Genomic DNA, 15,681 nt, shown 5'->3' on the forward strand with positions numbered 1-15,681 from the left:
ATCTTCTATTTCCGCCCCGGCCACGAGACCTATCCGACCTATCATGACGCCACCGTGCAAAAGGTGCTGATCAACGGCGTCAAGTGGGCCTATAACCCTCAAGGCGCGTTGACTGGCATCACCGACGCTCCAAATGTGCCGGTAGAAAAAGCACTGGAGCCGATTGTCGAGCGCGGCCCGAAACTGCACCAGGCCGGCGAAGCCGGTTACCGCTGAGGAGCATCCATGCGACTACTCGTTCTTGGCACGGGAGTGATGGCGAAAAACCAGCTCGCCCGCTTCTCCCTCATCGACGGCTTGACAGTGGTCGGTGCCGTCGACACCGATCCCGAGCGGCTTTCGGCCTTCGCCGACAAGTTCAACATCGAAAAGCGGTTTCTTTCGCTGGAAGAGGCGATCGCCTGGGGCGAATTCGATGCGGCGACGAATGTCACGCCCGACCGCATCCATCACCCGACGACGATGGCGTTGATTGCCGCGGGCAAGCATGTGTTCTGCGAAAAGCCGCTGGCGGAGAATTATGCGAGGGCGCTTGAGATGACGGAGGCGGCCGAAAAGGCCGGCGTCATCAATATGGTCAACCTGACCTATCGCAATGTCGCGCCGTTGCAGCGCGCCCGCGAGATGGTGTTATCAGGCGAACTCGGCACGATCAGGCACGTGGAAGCTTCCTATCTCCAGAGCTGGCTCGTGTCGCGTGCCTGGGGCGATTGGCGCACGGAATCGACCTGGCTGTGGCGGCTTTCCACCGGCCACGGCTCGAACGGCGTGCTCGGCGATGTCGGTATCCATATCCTCGATTTCGCCGCCTACGGTGCGGCGACCGACATCGACCACGTCTTTGCGCGGTTGAAGACCTTCAATAAGGCGCCGGGCGGCCAGATCGGCGAATATCTGCTCGATGCCAATGACAGCTTCACCATGTCTGTCGATTTCGCCAATGGCGCGCTCGGCGTCATTCACGCCAGCCGCTGGGCGACGGGGCACCTGAACGAGTTGAAGCTGCGCATTTATGGCGAACGGGGCAGCCTCGAGGTGATCCACCGTCCCAATGGTTCCGAGCTGCATGGCTGCCTCGGTGAGGATATCGAAACCGCCACCTGGACGCAGATCGAGGTTGAACCGGTGGCGACCAATTACGAGCGTTTTGCCGAGGCGGTGGCAAGCGGCATTCAGCCGGACCCGAACTTCCGCCACGCCGCCAACCTGCAGAAGGTGCTCGATCTCGCCATGGTGACCGAGCGCGAGCGGCGCGAGCTGAAGGTCTGATTGAGATCTCGAGCCGCTCACGATACGAACGTCGTGGGCGGTTTCCTTCGCCACGCCGATAGGCATAAAAGGGCAAGCTGCATGAAAAGCCTCCTGACGAGCTGGCCGCTTTGGGCGCTTCTTTCCGCCGGTTTTGCTGCGCTCACGGCGATTTTTGCCAAAGTCGGCGTCGAGAACGTGAATTCCGACTTCGCCACCTTCATTCGCACCATCGTCATCCTGCTGGCGGCGGCGGTGATGGTCTCTATTTCGGGCAGCTGGCAGGAGCCGTCCTCGGTGTCGAGCCGGAGCTGGCTGTTCCTGGTGCTCTCCGGCCTTGCCACCGGCGCATCCTGGATTTGCTATTTCCGGGCTCTGAAACTTGGTGATGCCGCCCGCGTCGCGCCGATCGACAAGCTATCTGTCGTCTTTGTGTCCGTCTTTGCGGTGCTGTTCCTCGGCGAGCGCTTGACGCTTCCGAACTGGCTTGGCGTCATTATGATTGCGGGAGGCGCCGTGCTCGTCGCCTACAGGGCTTAACCGGCGACAAGCATATGAATGCTTTTTGAACCCGACGGCAATTTTGTTAGGGGCTGGTTCTTACGGCGGTTTTTCTCTGCAGCATGTCGGATCACTTTCAGTCTGCGATATTTTCGCGTTATGCTTCCGCATGGGCAGCTCGGCGCTTTCCTTCGGTCCGTTCCTTTACGACCCCGTGACAGCAAGCCTGTGGCGGGAGGGCAGCTCCGTTGCAACAGGACCGCGGCCGGCAGCCTTGCTTGGTTTGCTACTTCAGGCCGAGGGGCGCGTCGTCACCAAGGCGGATCTCATGGACCGGGCATGGCCGGGGCTTGCCGTGGAGGAAGGCAACCTCACGGTTCAGATCGCCACCCTGAGGAGGCTCCTTGGTACAAGGCCCGATGGCACGGAATGGATCGTCACCGTTCCCAGGGTCGGCTACCGCTTGCCGCGCCAGGACGATGCCGGGATGGCGGCTGCGGCGCCGCAGCCGCCCTCTGTTGTGGTTCTTCCCTTCGTCAATCTCGGTGGCGACACCGACCAGGATTATTTTGCCGATGGCGTAGTGACGGAGATCATCACGGCGCTTTCGCGCTTCCGCTCCTTTTCGGTCGTCTCACGCAACTCCGCCTTCGTCTACAAGGGACGCAGCATCGATGTGCGGGAGGTGGCCAGGGAACTCGGGGTGCTCTACGTGCTCGAAGGCAGCATCCGGCGGGAGGGCGCGCAGGTGCGCATCAACGTGCAACTCGTCGACGGCGTTTCGGCAACCAATCTCTGGGCCGATCATTTCGAAGACGGCATCAGCCATATCTTTGCCTTCCAGGACCACATTACCGAGCGCGTTGCCTCGATCATCGAACCGGCCATCGAAATTGCTGAAATCCGGAGATCGCGGCGCGACCGGCCGAATAGCCCGGCGGTTTACGATCTCTATCTGCGGGCGCTTGCTGCGATCACCGACGAGTCGATCGAAAGCAACGCCGTCGCCTATGCGCTGCTTCGTGAGGCCCTTGCCATGGAGCCGGAAAATGCCCTGATCCTGTCGCTTGCCGCTTGGGCGCTCGAACATCGCACGACCATGGGCTGGCCACCGCTCGGAGAGGACGACAAGGCGGAATGTCTCCAGCTTGCACGCCGAGGCCTGCAGCATTCGGGCGGCGATCCTCGGGTGATGGTTCATTGCGGCATGGCGCTGCTGCAGACGGGCAAGGATTACGAAGGCGGCATGGCTGTGCTGGAGGCGGCCGCCGCCGCCAATCCCAATGATCTTCGCGTCGCGGCATGCTCCGGCATCGGGGCCTTGCATTGCGGCGATATCGATGACGCACTCGAGCGTCTGCACCGCGCCGTGAGGATGGGGCCGCGCGATCCGGACGCGCGCTTTTCGCTGACGGGCATCGCCATGGCGGAGATCTTCCGTGGCAATTACGAGGCGGCAATTTCGTTTGCGTCACGCTCGCTGGCGCTCAATGCCCATTTCGACCCGACCTACTGGATGTTGATCGCCGCACACGCGCATCTCGGCAATATGGAGCAGGCGCGGCAGTTCCTGCGAGCGCTCGAGGCGATCGCACCTGATGTGACGCTGGAAGGCATTCTGGCGGGTCAGCCGGCCAAGAATCCCCAGCGTTTTGCGCCGGTTTTGGAGGGGCTGGCGCGCGCCGGGATGCGGCCGCGGCCATAGGCTTTTGCAAGTTTTTGCAGCTTTTAACCGGAGCTTTAAGGACCCAGCCCCGTCGCTTCAGCCACGCTGATCCCATCAATCGGGATGGAGGATCGGCTGATGCTTTCCAGCATGCATATTCTATCGCTCAAACAGGGCAAACTCTACGGCGACCGAATTCCGATAGAGGCGCTGCCGCAGGGGTTCAAATTGCCACAGCGCCTTATCGTTCTGTTCTCGCTGATCGGCAGCTGGTGCGAGCGCCCGAAAAAAGCCCCGCCGAAGCGGGGCCGGAGGTAGCCGAGCCGCCGCGGGCGGTCTCGACGGTTCGATTATTCTATGACTTGCACCACGCGATGGGTGCGGGGCTCGACGATCACATGGCGATTGTTGATGACGGTATAGGCGTATTTCGGATTGTCGGGCACCGGGGTGACGACGACATCAGCCGGAAGCGGCTTGCCGACGACGATCGGCTGCTCGACCACGACGCCGGTCGTCGGGGCGGGCTGCTGCTGGACATAGGTGACGACCTCGCGCGGGGGCGGATCGACGACGGCGCCGGCGACACCGCCGGCCACACCGCCAATGGCTGCACCCACGGGACCACCGACGATCGCGCCGGTGATGGCGCCGCCGGCGGCACCGGTGACGGCTCCATCAGCCAGAGCATTGGTGGCAAGCGACGACAGCGCAAGGGCGCTGGAGACAAGTAGGATCTTGTACATTTTGCTTCTCCTTTGCTGGGGTTGCGTTTGGGTAACGACCACGCCAAATCGATGTTCCCCCAGCAAAGAGTCACGCTTTGGAAGCCCGGTTCACATTCTGTGAGGCGGCAGAAAGCATGCGTGGGGTGGATTATTCCAGGCGCCGGCGGAAGAGCCAGGCGGCAGCGCTGAGGGTGACGGCGGCGATCAGCGCCAGCGGGATCGTCTGGTTCACCACTTCGCTCAAAGGGATATCCTTGAGGAATACGCCTTTGACGATCACCAGGAAATAGCGCAGCGGATTGATCAGGGTTATCGGCTGCAGCCAGCTGGGCATGTTCTCGATCGGCGTCGCAAAGCCTGAGAGCAGCATGGCCGGGACCATGAACAGGAAGGCGCCGAGGATTGCCTGCTGCTGGGTCATCGACAGCGCCGAGATGAAAAGGCCGAGGCCGGCGACCGAGCCGAGGTAGAAGATGGCGCTGCCGTAAAGCAGGAAGAGCGAGCCGCGCAGCGGCACCTCGAACAGGAAGACGGCGGCGAGGATATAGACGGTGATATGGAAGAGGCCGATCATCATCGGCGGGATCAGCTTGCCGATCAGGATCTCGTGCATGCGCAGCGGCGAGACCATCAGTTGATCGAAGGTGCCGAGCTCGCGCTCGCGGGCGATCGACAAGGCCGTGACGATGAGGCCGATCAGGAGCGCGATGCTGGCGATCAGGTTCGGCACCATGAACCATTGATAGGTGAGGTTCGGGTTGAACCAGTTGCGCGGCACGGTCGAGACCAACTCGCTGCCGGCGCGTTTGCCGGCCGGCGTCTCGGCGGCAAGGGCCGCGCTGATCTGCGAGAGGTAGCCGGCGACGATCTGCGAGGCGTTGGAGCGGCGGCCGTCGAGTACCACCTGCAGGTCGGCCGGTGTTCCTGCCTCGATATTGCGCGAAAAATCCGGGCCGATCTCGACGGCGGCGATGACGGTCTGATTGTCGATCGCCACCTGGACCTGCGCCTGGCTCGCGGCGATCTCGATGCTGCGGAAGGTCGGCGAGCCGTCGATGCGCTCGATCAGTTCCTGGCCCCAATGGCCGCTGTCGCGGTTGAGGATCATGACGTCGACATTGCGCACTTCGAGCGTGGCGGCATAGGAAAAGACGAGGAGCTGGACGATCGGCGGGCCGATCAGGATGGCGCGGCCCTTGGGATCGCGCAGCACCGCGAGCAATTCCTTGATGATCAGGGCGTAAAGCCTTGTCCATCCCATCTCAGCCGATCCTCTTTCTGGTGCTGCGTGCGGCCAGCACGAACATGACGCCGCCGATCGTCAGCATCACGGAGATCGCCCGGCCGAACATCGGCCAGATGTCGCCGGCGAGAAACACCGTCTGCAGGCTGGGGATCAGGTAACGCGCCGGCACGATGAAGGTGATCCACTGGATGACGGTGGGCATGGAGTTGATCTCGAACAGGAAGCCCGACAGCAGAAAAGCCGGCAGGAAGGCAGAGATCAGCGCCAGCTGCGAGGCGAGGAACTGGTTCTTCGTCGCCGTCGAGATCAGCAGGCCCTGGCCGAGCGCCGGGATCAGGAAAGCGGCCGACAATGCGTAGAGTGCCGCCACCGAGCCGCGGAACGGCACGCCGAAGAGAAAGACCGCGAGCAGCACGCAGAGTGTCATCGAGGTGAGGCCTAGCAGGAAATAGGGCAGGATCTTGCCGGCGAGCAACTCGACTGCCGTCACGGGCGTCGCCATCATCGCTTCCATCGTGCCGCGCTCCCATTCGCGGGCGACGACGAGCGAGGTGAGCAGCGTGCCGACAAGCGTCATGACGATGGCGATCGAGCCCGGCACGAGGAAATTGCGGCTGGTCAGCTCCGGATTGAACCAGAAGCGCTGCTCGACCGCGATGGCCGGGCTGTGGGAGGCGACATCAGCCTGCCGCTGCTGCTCCCAGTTGGCAACGGCGCCTTGCGCGTAGTTCTGCACGAAATTCGCGGTGTTCGGGTCGGAGCCGTCGACGATCACCTGGATCGAGGGACGATCGCCGGCGGTGTAGCGCGTGGTGAAATCGGCCGGAATGATAACGATGCCGCGCACCTTGCCGATCACGAGATCTTCCTCGAACAGGCGCCGGTCACGGCCGATCGCCACATCGAAATAGCGCGAGGCCTGGAAACTCGCCGACAGATCCTGGGTCAGCGGCGTCAGCTCCTCGGTCACCAGGCCAATGCGGGTGCGGGTGGTATCGAGCGAGACGCCGTAGCCGAAGAGAAACAGCAGGATCAGCGGCAGTACGAAGGCGATGAGGATGCTGCTCGGATCGCGGATCGCCTGGAAGCTCTCCTTGCGAACGAGGGCAAATAAACGCCGAAGCCGGCCGGAAGAGGGGCTCATGCGGCATCCTCCGCTTCCGATTGCTGGACGAGCGCGATGAAGGCATCCTCCATCGTCGGGTCCGGCTGCTCCTTGGTCGCGACCCGGGCCTTCAGCTCATCGGGAGAGCCGAGCGCGATCGAGCGGCCGCGATAGATCAGCGAGATGCGGTCGCAATATTCCGCCTCGTCCATGAAATGGGTGGTGACAAGAACCGTGACGCCTTTTTCCACCAGGCCGTTGATGTGCGTCCAGAATTCGCGCCGGGTGATCGGATCGACGCCTGAGGTCGGCTCGTCCAGGAAGAGGGCGCGCGGCTCGTGCATGACGGCGCAGGCAAGCGCCAGGCGCTGTTTGAGGCCGAGCGGCAGATCCTTGGCGGGTTCGCGGGCGTGGCGGCCGAAATCGAAAATGCCGGCCATCAGCTCGATGCGCTCGCGCTTGCGCTGCCCGCGAAGGCCATAGACGCCGGCGAAGAATTCGAGGTTCTGCATGACGGTGAGGTCGCCATAGAGCGAGAATTTCTGCGCCATGTAGCCAAGCTGGTTGCGGGCTTCGGCGGCATCGCGGCGGAGATCGAAGCCGGCGACGCGGCCTTCGCCGCCTGTTGGTTTCAACAGGCCGCAGAGCATCTTGAAGGTGGTGGATTTGCCGGCGCCATTCGGGCCGAGCAGGCCGAAGATCTCGCCGCGGCGGATATCGAAGCTGATATCGTCGGCGGCAGTGAAATCGCCGAAGCGCTTGGTCAACCCCCTGGCCTCGATCACCGGCCGATCGCCCTCGGCCTGCAGCGGCTCTTGCGCTTCGGCAAGCCTGGAGCGGCCGCCGGGGCCGCCGCCCAGCATGTCGACGAAGGCATCCTCGAAGCGGGGCGGGGCAGGGGCAAGGGCCGCGCCGTCGCCGGCTTTGCTCACGTCCGGCTTCTTGTCCTTGGCCGCGACCAGACGGATCGCTTCGCCCTGGATCACGCCGTCGATGACGCCCTCGGCCTGCAGCAGTTCGGCGAGAACCTGACGGCGGCGGCCGGTGACGCCAGAGACCCTGAAGACCCGGTCGTTGACGCGCGCTGTCATCTCCTCTGGTTTTCCGGAAAAAAGCAGCTTTCCCTGGTTCAAGAGCAGCACGTGGTCGCAGGCTTCCGCTTCGTCCAGATAAGCGGTCGACCAGAGCACGCCGATGCCTTCCTTCGTCAGATTCTCGACCATCTTCCAGAGGTCGCGGCGCGAGATCGGATCGACGCCGACGCCCGGCTCGTCGAGCAGCAGCAGACGCGGCTTTTTCAGCAGCGCGCAGGCAAGGCCGAGCTTCTGCTTCATGCCGCCGGAGAGTTTGCCGGCGAGCCGGCCGGTGAAACGCTTGAGGTCGGTGAAGGTCAGCAGCTCGTCGAAAGCGGCCGCGCGTTCGCCCTTCGGCAGGCCGCGCAGGTCGGCATAGAGATCGAGGTTTTCCTGCACCGAGAGGTCCTCATAGAGGCCGAAGCGCTGCGGCATGTAACCGATCGCCGCCTGGATGCCGGCGGCATTCCTCCTCGTGTCGAAGCCCAGAACCTCCATGGTTCCCGTATCCGGCAGCATCAGACCGGTCATCAGCCGGATCAGCGTCGTCTTGCCGGCGCCATCGGGGCCGACGAGGCCGGTGATCGCACCGCCGCCGATGACGCCGGAGACGGCGTCGACGGCGGCGGGTGCGTCACCGAAACGCTTGGTCACGCCGTCGATCCGGACGAGCGGCTTGTTGTCCCGGCCGATCCCGGCGGCGGTCATTGTCCGTCTGCCGTCGGCTGGGAAAGCCGCACGGTGACCGGCATGCCCTGGCGCAGATCCGGGCCGGGCCTGTCGATGACGATCCTGAGGCGATAGACGAGATCGGTCCTGAGCTCCGGCGTCTCCACCGATTTCGGGGTGAATTCGGCGACCGGCGAGATGAAGCCGATCGTGCCTTCGTAGGGTTTGTCGGGTGCCGTATCGGAAGTGACTGATACCTTCATGCCGGGATGGATGCGGCCGAGATCGGGTTCCGCGACATAGCTGCGCACCCAGACGGGCTCGGTCAGGGACAAGACGAAGACGGTATCGGCCGGCGAGACGATCGCGCCGGTTTCACGCACACGAGAGAGGATGACGCCGTCATTGGCCGCACGCAGCTCGGTATCTTCAAGCGACGTGCGGGCCGAGGCGAGCGTTGCCTCCGCGGCCTTCACCTGCGCGTCGGCGGCGGCGATATCCTCGGCCCGCGAGCCCTCCTGCAGCAGTTTCAGCGCCTCGTTGGCGGAAGCGGAGCGGGCGGCGGCCATCGCTTTTGCGGCGGTTGCCTGATCGAGGTTCGCTTCTGAGATCGTGCCCTGCGGGCGAAGCTGGCGGGCGCGCTCATAGGCGAGGTTGGCGTTTTCGAGATCGGCGAGGCTTTCGTCATAAGCGGCGCGCGCCTGGGCGATCTCGGTCGGCCGTGGCCCGGCCTTCAGCTTGTCCAGCGTTGCCCGAAGCGCCGCAACATTGGCCTCGCCCGAGCGGACAGCGAATTCGTAGGGCGCGGCGTCGAGCTTCGCCAGAACCGTGCCGCTCTTGATGACGTCGCCCTCATCGACGCGCAGTTCGGAAAGGCGGCCACTGACGCGGAAGCCGAGCGAGACCTGACGGATATCGACATTGCCGTAAAGGACGAATTCGCGGCCGGCCTGAGGCAGCCAGCCGAGCCTTTCGGGCAGTCCGTACCACCAGCCGGCCGCACCCGCCGCAAGGAGGAGCAGGATGGCGATGGGAAGCATGCGTTTCATGCTGCGCCTCCTTTCGGCGAGCCGAGGAGATCGACCAGTTCGGCGGCAAGGCCGCGCAAGGTTTCCACCTGTTCCGGGCCAATGGCGTCCCATTCCATCTGGGCAAGGACGGCCGCATGGGTGACGCGAAAGACCAGGATGCTGCCGAGAAGGTTGAAGGTGCGCAGGCGCACATGTTCCGAGGCGGGGTCCTCACGCAGGATGGCGCCGATCAGTCGCCGACCCATCTCGATCATCGGCCGCATGATGCCCTGATAGACCCGTGTGAAGGCCTCGGTCGGCTCCATCTGCTCGCGGATCAGGAAGCGCGCCCAGGATTCGGATTCCTTGCCGACGAAAAGCGTCACCATCGTCTGGAGAATTTCTGTGAGGAAGCGACGGGCCTCAGCTTCGGCGAGCCGTTCGCCGGCGGCGTCAAGGGTCAGCAGATGCGCGCCGATGCGCGCCCTCATGTCGCCGACATGCGTGTCGATGCGGGCCATCAGAAATTCGGCAGTGGCGATGTAGAGGCCTTCCTTGCTGCCGAAATAATAGGGGATGGCCTGCAGGTTGACGCCGGCGGCTTCGGTCAGCTGGCGCGTCGAGGCGCCGTCAAAGCCATAGCGCCCGAAGACGTCGAGAGCAGCGGTCAGCATCTTCTGGCGCGCGAGCTCGGCGCGGGCGGAAGCTGGTGGAGGTTCGGCATCATGTTTCTGGTTCATGATGGTTTTATACCGCGCGTCATAAAATAAGTCAATCGATTGATATATTTTTGGAGGGATCCGTTCGAACCTGGAAAGGGTCTAGGTGTTTAGTCCCGGCATTTGATGGTGCATTATTTTCCTTAGAATGGAGGGAGGCACTATGGGCCAGGTTCTACACGGGAGCGCCACGACGACAGAGGCAATCCGTCGAGCAATACAAAATAGTGAAGAGAGCCTGAGGGCGCTTTCGAAGCGCTATGGGATCAATCAAAAGACGGTGGCCAAATGGAGGAAGCGGACATCGTTGGCCGACCTGCCGACAGGACCGAAAGAACCGCACTCGACGATACTTTCAATGGAGGAGGAAGCTGTTGTCGTCGCCTTCCGCAGGCACACGTTGCTGCCTCTTGATGACTGCCTCTATGCCCTTCAACCGACGATCCCGCATCTGACGCGTTCATCCCTGCACAGGTGTCTGCGGCGCCACGGCATTTCACGCCTGCCGGAAGTGGAAGGCGACAAAAGGCAAAGAGGCCCGCGACGAACGGGCCTCTCAGGGCTCTCAGGATGGGAAGAGAAACCAAGCCTCGGGGTTGGCTGCTAACAGTAGCGATGCACCATCGCTAATTTTCGCGACACTAATGTGTCCGGCGACCATATTGCGGCGCAAAAAGGCCCGATGTTTTTTCTATTTCCGCGGTCATTTTTCGACACAAAACGGCCTTGCTCTTTCCGTATCGCCGATGCGATGCGTATCCAGATTTATATCATCGCGCTCCTGCTCAGCGCCATCATGTGGTCGATCTCGTTCGATGCGGCGCGGGAATCCTATCATGCTGCGCAAAGTGCGGGATTGATGCCGAATTTGCACATCAACAAGAAGCTGGATCGCATTCTGTAGACTGCAGTGCAGCACTCAGATTATCGGCACGTTTCGCCGGCGCTGCATTCGTGGCCCGCTTGGGCCAACCGATTTTCCCTGTGGATCCGAGCCTTTTGCGAGAAAATCAAATTTCGTAAAATTTGACCGATCCGCTTAAAAGCCCTGAAAATACTGAGGTGTAGAGTGGTCTCATGAAAGCGACCGAAGCGTGGACAGACGCATCGATCGTTTGGAGCCGGGCCAAGCAAAAGCCCGCCGATCCGCAAAACGGGGACTTCGACATGCACAAGACGCTTGCCGCCATCGCCTTGACTCTGACCATCGCCGGCGCCGCCGGGCCGGCATTCGCCATCGGCCCCGCCAGCCTTGCCCGCGACCTGATGTACACTTCCGCCATCGGTCATTCGCCCGAGGTGCCGTTGACGACACGTGCCGGTTTCGTGCGCCCAGCCATGCCTTTCGTTCTGCGCAGCCCTGCGGAAACCGAGGGGCAGGGCTATCGGATTAAGACCTATCTCTCAGGCCGGGCCATCGTCGACTACGTGTTCTCGCAGGCGGTCAATGCGGTGCATGCGGTGACGTTTCTCCGCTGACGCTCCGGATCAACGGGCAATAATCCGGCTCGACGTTTCAGGCGCCGAGCTCGCCGCGCACGTCGAGATACCATTCGACGAAAGCCTTGACGCCGACATCCAAAGTCGTATCCGGCTTGTATCCCGTCAGTGCCACGAGCAGGTCGGGGGCGGCGAATGTGCGCGGCACGTCACCCTTCTGCATCGCCAGCATCTTGCGGATGGCAGGACGGCCCAGCGCCTTCTCCACCGTTTCGACGAAATCCATCAGGCTGACCGGCTGGCCGCCGCCAATGTTGACGACGCGAAAGGGCGCCTGGCGCGACAGCGTTTCAACCGCCGCGTTTTCGAGACGGTTGTCCTCGCTGGGGACAATTGCCGATAGCCTGACGATCGCTTCGATCAGATCGTCGATATAGGTGAAGTCACGGCTCATATTGCCTTCGCCGTAGATCTCGATCGGCTGGTCTTCAAGCATGTTCTTGGTGAATTTGAACAGCGCCATGTCGGGCCGGCCCCATGGACCATAGACCGTGAAGAAACGAAAGGCCGTGGTCGGAATCTTGTGAAGATGGGCGTAGCTATGCGCCATCAGTTCCATCGATTTCTTCGTCGCCGCATAAATGGTCAGCGGTTCGTCGGCGCGATCAGTCTCATGAAAAGGAACGGTCGCATTGGCGCCGTAGATCGACGATGTCGAGGCCAGCATCAGGTGGCGGATTTCGGCGCGCCGGGCGATTTCCATGATGTTCCATGAGCCTTCGACGTTCGAACGAAGATAGGCCTCGGGATTTTCCAGGCTGTAGCGCACCCCGGCCTGAGCGGCGAGATGGATCAGGATGTCGGGCTTGGCCGCCAGAACAGCCGCTTCCAGCGCCGGCCGGTCCTCAAGCATCGATATGACAGGTGTGAAGGCTGGAAACTGGGAGAGTGCTGCATGGCGCATCTCCTTGAGCTTGACGTTGTAATAGGGAGTAAGGCCGTCGAAACCTGTGACGTCATGCCCTTCCTGCAGCAGGCGCCTGGCCAGATGAAAGCCGATAAAGCCGGCAGTGCCTGTAATGAAGTAGCGCATTCCCACCTTTTCTCGACTCCTTGCCGACGGCAAAGAGCCGACTCCGTATTAATTGGCCCCCACTTACAAGATAAGAAGAGGCCGAGTCGATAGGTCTTTGAAAGAGAGGTGGCGTCCGTCGTTGCAGTGGTCTTCGGCCTATCCGCCCGCTGGCCTGCGGGTGACGGAGAGGCTGTCGGTACCGCCTGAAGCCCAGCCGCGGCCATCGGCTGTTATGCTGCATTGCGGCATGGCTGCCTGCATGTTATGGCCGGCAGATCGTCTGCAAGCAGGTCAGGATCGATGAGAGAGATAATTTATTGGATTCTCTGTGCGTTTCTGACCGTTGCCATCGCGATCGTATCTTTGCGTTATGTCACGAACTTTTGGCTGCTGTCCTTCCTCTACAGCTTCCAGGTTCATTTCGGCGTCCTCTTTGTTGCCGCCAGCCTGATCATTCTGGCTGTCGGGAGACAGATTTACGGCTTCGTCCTCCTGTTTGTCTCGGTTCTTCTCGTCGCTCACGGCGTCATCATGCTGCGCGAGTTTTCAGAGGACGGCAAAAGCGCGGACAGGTCGCCGCTTTTCCGTCTCATGTCTTTCAACATCGCGATCGACAACTGGAAAAACTCGACTGCAATCACCGACATGGTGGTCGCTTCGAATGCCGATGTCGTCAATCTGCTCGAAGCCAAGCCGCTGACGTTCCATCTGCAGCAGCTGTTCAAGGCCTATCCCTACCATATCGGCTGCGACAACGGGAAGGATAGCTGCGATACGCTGCTGCTGTCCAAACGCCCGTTCGTCAGCCGGCAGGTCGCAAGCATGGGCAGCCTGCGAAAAGACAGGATGGTCATATCGAGCGTCGAGTTCGGCGGCGAAACCATCAATCTGGTCTCGGCGCACCTGACCAAACCCTATTTCGATGATTTCCAGATGGCTGAATTGGAAGACCTCGCCAAAACGCTTGGTTCGATCAACGGCCCTCTGGTGCTGGCGGGTGATTTCAACTCGTCGGTGATCGCCCCGAGCATCCAGAGTTTCCTGCGCGAACAGAAGCTGAAAACGATCGTGCCGGAACCGGCAACATGGCCGGCCGGCGCGGGCGTGCTCGGGATCGCCATCGATCACATATTTGCGCGCGCCCCGCTTCGTCTGACATCGCTGAAACGTCTCGACGACAATTTCGGCTCGAACCATGCAGGCCTGATCGCCGAATTCGTTCTCGACAGGAACGGTCAAACTTTACCGGCGAGATGAGCCCAGGCAAAGATAGTTTGCCTGGGACTTGCCTGGAGCAAAGTCAGAATTGCGTTCTGCCGCCTTTTTTGTCGATCATCTGAAATTTCTCGCCGTCGGTCTTCACGCTGACGCAGTCGGTCGACTTGTTGGGGAACCGGACGCACACCTGGCCATTGGTTATTTTATAGCCGTTGGCGTTGCCCTTGCGATATTCGTAACCGTTGCTGCTTTCTTTCAGTTCCGAGGTGCCCGGCAGGTGCTCGCGAATTTCAGCCTCGCTTGCTGTTCGCATCTTTGCGTTTTCGGCAAACGCCATTCCCGGCCCCATGATTGCGAGAAGTCCGGCGAGGGCAGGCAAGATGCGCATCAGGGGAATATCTCCGGTCATGTCGTTCGGTGCGTCCATTCTACGAGAATTCCCATGGCGACTTCAACAGCGATGGTGATTGCGCCGAAAAGGGCGGTCTATTGTTTGGACAAGAGCCGCGCTCCGGCCGCGGCGTCAGGTTCTTCCGAACTCATCGACGATGCGGATGATGTCGTCTTCGCCGAGATAGGAGCCCGTCTGCACCTCGATCAACTCGAGGAGAATCTTGCCGGGATTGGCGAGACGATGGACTTCGCCGAGCGGAATATAGACGCTTTCGTTCTCGCGCAGCATCCGCACGCTGTCGCCGACCGTCACCTCGGCCGTTCCCTTGACGACGACCCAGTGTTCGGAGCGATGATGATGCTTCTGCAGCGACAGCTTCTTGCCCGGCGTGACGAAGATGCGCTTCACCTGAAAACGATCGCCGTTGAAGATCGAGGTGTAACCGCCCCAGGGGCGGTAGGATGTCGGGTGGGTTTCGGTGAATTTCGCCGTGCCGGAGGACGAGGCCAGCATCTTGACCAATTGCCCGACATTCTGGCTGTCCTTGAGCGGCCCGACATAGACGGCGTCCTCGCTGGCGATGACGGCGACGTCCTCCATGCCCTGGACCGCAAGATGCACGCCATGGGTCATGACGAGCGAGTTGCGCGTATTGACGACAGTGGTGTTTGCGGCGGCGACATTGCCGTTGCCGTCGCGGGCGCCTGATTTCCAAACGGCATCCCAGCTTCCCATGTCGGACCATTTGAACGGCGATGGGACGACGGCGGCCTTCGAGGTCTTTTCCATGATCGCATAGTCGATCGAAATATCGGGGCTCTTGGCGAAATGGTCGGCGTCGAGGCGGGTAAAGTCGAGGTCGCGGCTGGCCTTGGACACGGCCTTGCTTGCCGCTTTCAACACATCGGGCGCATGTTCCTGCAATTCGGCGATGAGTTCCGTCACCGGGAACATGAAGATGCCAGAGTTCCAGTAGAAGCCGCCATCGGCGAGCATCCGCTCGGCCTTTTCCAATGCCGGCTTCTCCACGAAGCGAACGACCTTGTGGGCGCCGTTTTTGAGCGCATCGCCGATCTCGATATAGCCGTAACCGGTCGCCGGCTCGGTCGGGCTGATGCCGAAGGTGACGAGCTTGCCGTCGGCTGCGGCGTCGCGGGCAATGCGGATGCAATCGAAATAGCTCTCGTCGGCGAGGATTTCGTGATCCGAGGCGAGCATCTGAATGATGGTGTTCTTGCCGAAAAGATCGACGGCAAGTGTTGCGGCGGCAGCTACCGCTGCGGCGGTGTTGCGGGCGACCGGTTCAAGCAGCACGGCGGCGAGTGGAACGGCCAGCGCGCGGGCCTGCTCGGCGACCAGGAAGCGGAATTCCTCATTGGTGACGACGATCGGGGCTTCGTAGATCTCCGGATTGGAAACGCGTTCGAGGGTCGCCTGAAACAGCGTCTTGTCGCCGACGAACTGGATGAACTGTTTCGGTGCGGTGGCACGGGAAAGCGGCCAGAGCCGCGTACCTTTGCCGCCGGCCATGATCACGGGAACGATTTTCTGTGTCATAGGCGGGTTCCTTGAAAAAAGCTTGTTCGTGA

The 15,681-nt window shown here is 61.6% G+C and carries 16 protein-coding genes and 2 pseudogenes; 9 read left to right on the plus strand and 9 right to left on the minus strand.

Annotation, left to right across the window (positions count from 1 at the left end):
- From CO666_RS21930 to CO666_RS21950, 5 genes and pseudogenes are all read left to right on the plus strand, one after another.
- Positions 1-216: pseudogene (locus CO666_RS21930) on the plus strand (ThuA domain-containing protein); the annotation flags it as partial.
- 9 nt (positions 217-225) lie between these two features.
- Positions 226-1,269, plus strand: coding sequence for a Gfo/Idh/MocA family protein (locus CO666_RS21935; RefSeq protein ID WP_097614304.1), 1,044 nt, complete (start codon positions 226-228; stop codon positions 1,267-1,269).
- 81 nt (positions 1,270-1,350) lie between these two features.
- Positions 1,351-1,788, plus strand: a complete 438-nt coding sequence (locus CO666_RS21940) for an EamA family transporter (RefSeq protein ID WP_097614305.1) — start codon at positions 1,351-1,353, stop codon at positions 1,786-1,788.
- 130 nt (positions 1,789-1,918) lie between these two features.
- Positions 1,919-3,454, plus strand: coding sequence for a winged helix-turn-helix domain-containing tetratricopeptide repeat protein (locus CO666_RS21945; protein WP_097614306.1), 1,536 nt, complete (start codon positions 1,919-1,921; stop codon positions 3,452-3,454).
- 99 nt (positions 3,455-3,553) lie between these two features.
- Complete coding sequence (locus tag CO666_RS21950; RefSeq protein WP_245436834.1) at positions 3,554-3,733, plus strand: hypothetical protein; 180 nt, start codon at positions 3,554-3,556, stop codon at positions 3,731-3,733.
- 32 nt (positions 3,734-3,765) lie between these two features.
- On the opposite strand, the gene CO666_RS21955 is transcribed toward CO666_RS21950, so the two are convergent.
- From CO666_RS21955 to CO666_RS21980, 6 genes are all read right to left on the minus strand, one after another.
- Entirely contained in the window at positions 3,766-4,161 is a 396-nt protein-coding gene (locus CO666_RS21955) for a DUF1236 domain-containing protein (protein WP_097614307.1), read from the minus strand.
- 130 nt (positions 4,162-4,291) lie between these two features.
- Positions 4,292-5,404 carry an ABC transporter permease gene (locus CO666_RS21960; protein WP_097614308.1) on the minus strand — a complete coding sequence of 371 codons (1,113 nt, stop codon included), beginning with the start codon at positions 5,402-5,404 and terminating at the stop codon, positions 4,292-4,294.
- A gap of 1 nt (position 5,405) precedes the next feature.
- Entirely contained in the window at positions 5,406-6,533 is a 1,128-nt protein-coding gene (locus CO666_RS21965) for an ABC transporter permease (RefSeq protein ID WP_097614309.1), read from the minus strand.
- Positions 6,530-8,275, minus strand: a complete 1,746-nt coding sequence (locus tag CO666_RS21970; RefSeq protein ID WP_097614310.1) for an ATP-binding cassette domain-containing protein — start codon at positions 8,273-8,275, stop codon at positions 6,530-6,532. The genes CO666_RS21965 and CO666_RS21970 overlap by 4 nt, the downstream gene beginning before the upstream one ends.
- On the minus strand, positions 8,272-9,285 hold the full coding sequence (hlyD, locus tag CO666_RS21975; protein WP_097614311.1) for a secretion protein HlyD: 1,014 nt from the start codon (positions 9,283-9,285) through the stop codon (positions 8,272-8,274). The genes CO666_RS21970 and hlyD overlap by 4 nt, the downstream gene beginning before the upstream one ends.
- Positions 9,282-9,986 carry a CerR family C-terminal domain-containing protein gene (locus CO666_RS21980; protein ID WP_097614312.1) on the minus strand — a complete coding sequence of 235 codons (705 nt, stop codon included), beginning with the start codon at positions 9,984-9,986 and terminating at the stop codon, positions 9,282-9,284. The genes hlyD and CO666_RS21980 overlap by 4 nt, the downstream gene beginning before the upstream one ends.
- Positions 9,987-10,128: 142 nt before the next feature.
- Here CO666_RS21980 and CO666_RS21985 point away from each other — a divergent pair.
- The 3 genes and pseudogenes from CO666_RS21985 to CO666_RS21995 all read left to right on the plus strand — a co-directional run.
- Positions 10,129-10,500, plus strand: a pseudogene (locus CO666_RS21985) (transposase family protein); the annotation flags it as partial.
- 111 nt (positions 10,501-10,611) lie between these two features.
- A complete protein-coding gene (locus CO666_RS21990) occupies positions 10,612-10,869 on the plus strand; it encodes a hypothetical protein (protein ID WP_143540350.1) in 258 nt (85 codons plus the stop codon).
- Between the two features lie 173 nt (positions 10,870-11,042).
- Positions 11,043-11,444 carry a hypothetical protein gene (locus CO666_RS21995; RefSeq protein WP_245436835.1) on the plus strand — a complete coding sequence of 134 codons (402 nt, stop codon included), beginning with the start codon at positions 11,043-11,045 and terminating at the stop codon, positions 11,442-11,444.
- Positions 11,445-11,481: 37 nt separating this feature from the next.
- Here CO666_RS21995 and CO666_RS22000 read toward each other — a convergent pair whose 3' ends face one another.
- Entirely contained in the window at positions 11,482-12,498 is a 1,017-nt protein-coding gene (locus CO666_RS22000; RefSeq protein ID WP_097614314.1) for an NAD-dependent epimerase/dehydratase family protein, read from the minus strand.
- 282 nt (positions 12,499-12,780) lie between these two features.
- On the opposite strand from CO666_RS22000, the gene CO666_RS22005 reads away from it, so the two are divergent.
- Positions 12,781-13,737: an endonuclease/exonuclease/phosphatase family protein gene (locus tag CO666_RS22005; RefSeq protein ID WP_097614315.1), complete on the plus strand. Its 957-nt coding sequence runs from the start codon at positions 12,781-12,783 to the stop codon at positions 13,735-13,737.
- Positions 13,738-13,780: 43 nt separating this feature from the next.
- Here CO666_RS22005 and CO666_RS22010 read toward each other — a convergent pair whose 3' ends face one another.
- Together CO666_RS22010 and CO666_RS34225 are read right to left on the minus strand one after the other, a co-directional pair.
- On the minus strand, positions 13,781-14,086 hold the full coding sequence (locus CO666_RS22010; RefSeq protein WP_097614393.1) for a hypothetical protein: 306 nt from the start codon (positions 14,084-14,086) through the stop codon (positions 13,781-13,783).
- A 135-nt stretch (positions 14,087-14,221) separates the two neighbouring features.
- Positions 14,222-15,649 carry a mannose-1-phosphate guanylyltransferase/mannose-6-phosphate isomerase gene (locus CO666_RS34225; RefSeq protein WP_179869745.1) on the minus strand — a complete coding sequence of 476 codons (1,428 nt, stop codon included), beginning with the start codon at positions 15,647-15,649 and terminating at the stop codon, positions 14,222-14,224.
- Between the last annotated feature and the right edge of the window lie 32 nt (positions 15,650-15,681).

It is taken from the genome of Rhizobium chutanense (genome assembly GCF_002531935.1).
Lineage (GTDB): Bacteria > Pseudomonadota > Alphaproteobacteria > Rhizobiales > Rhizobiaceae > Rhizobium > Rhizobium chutanense.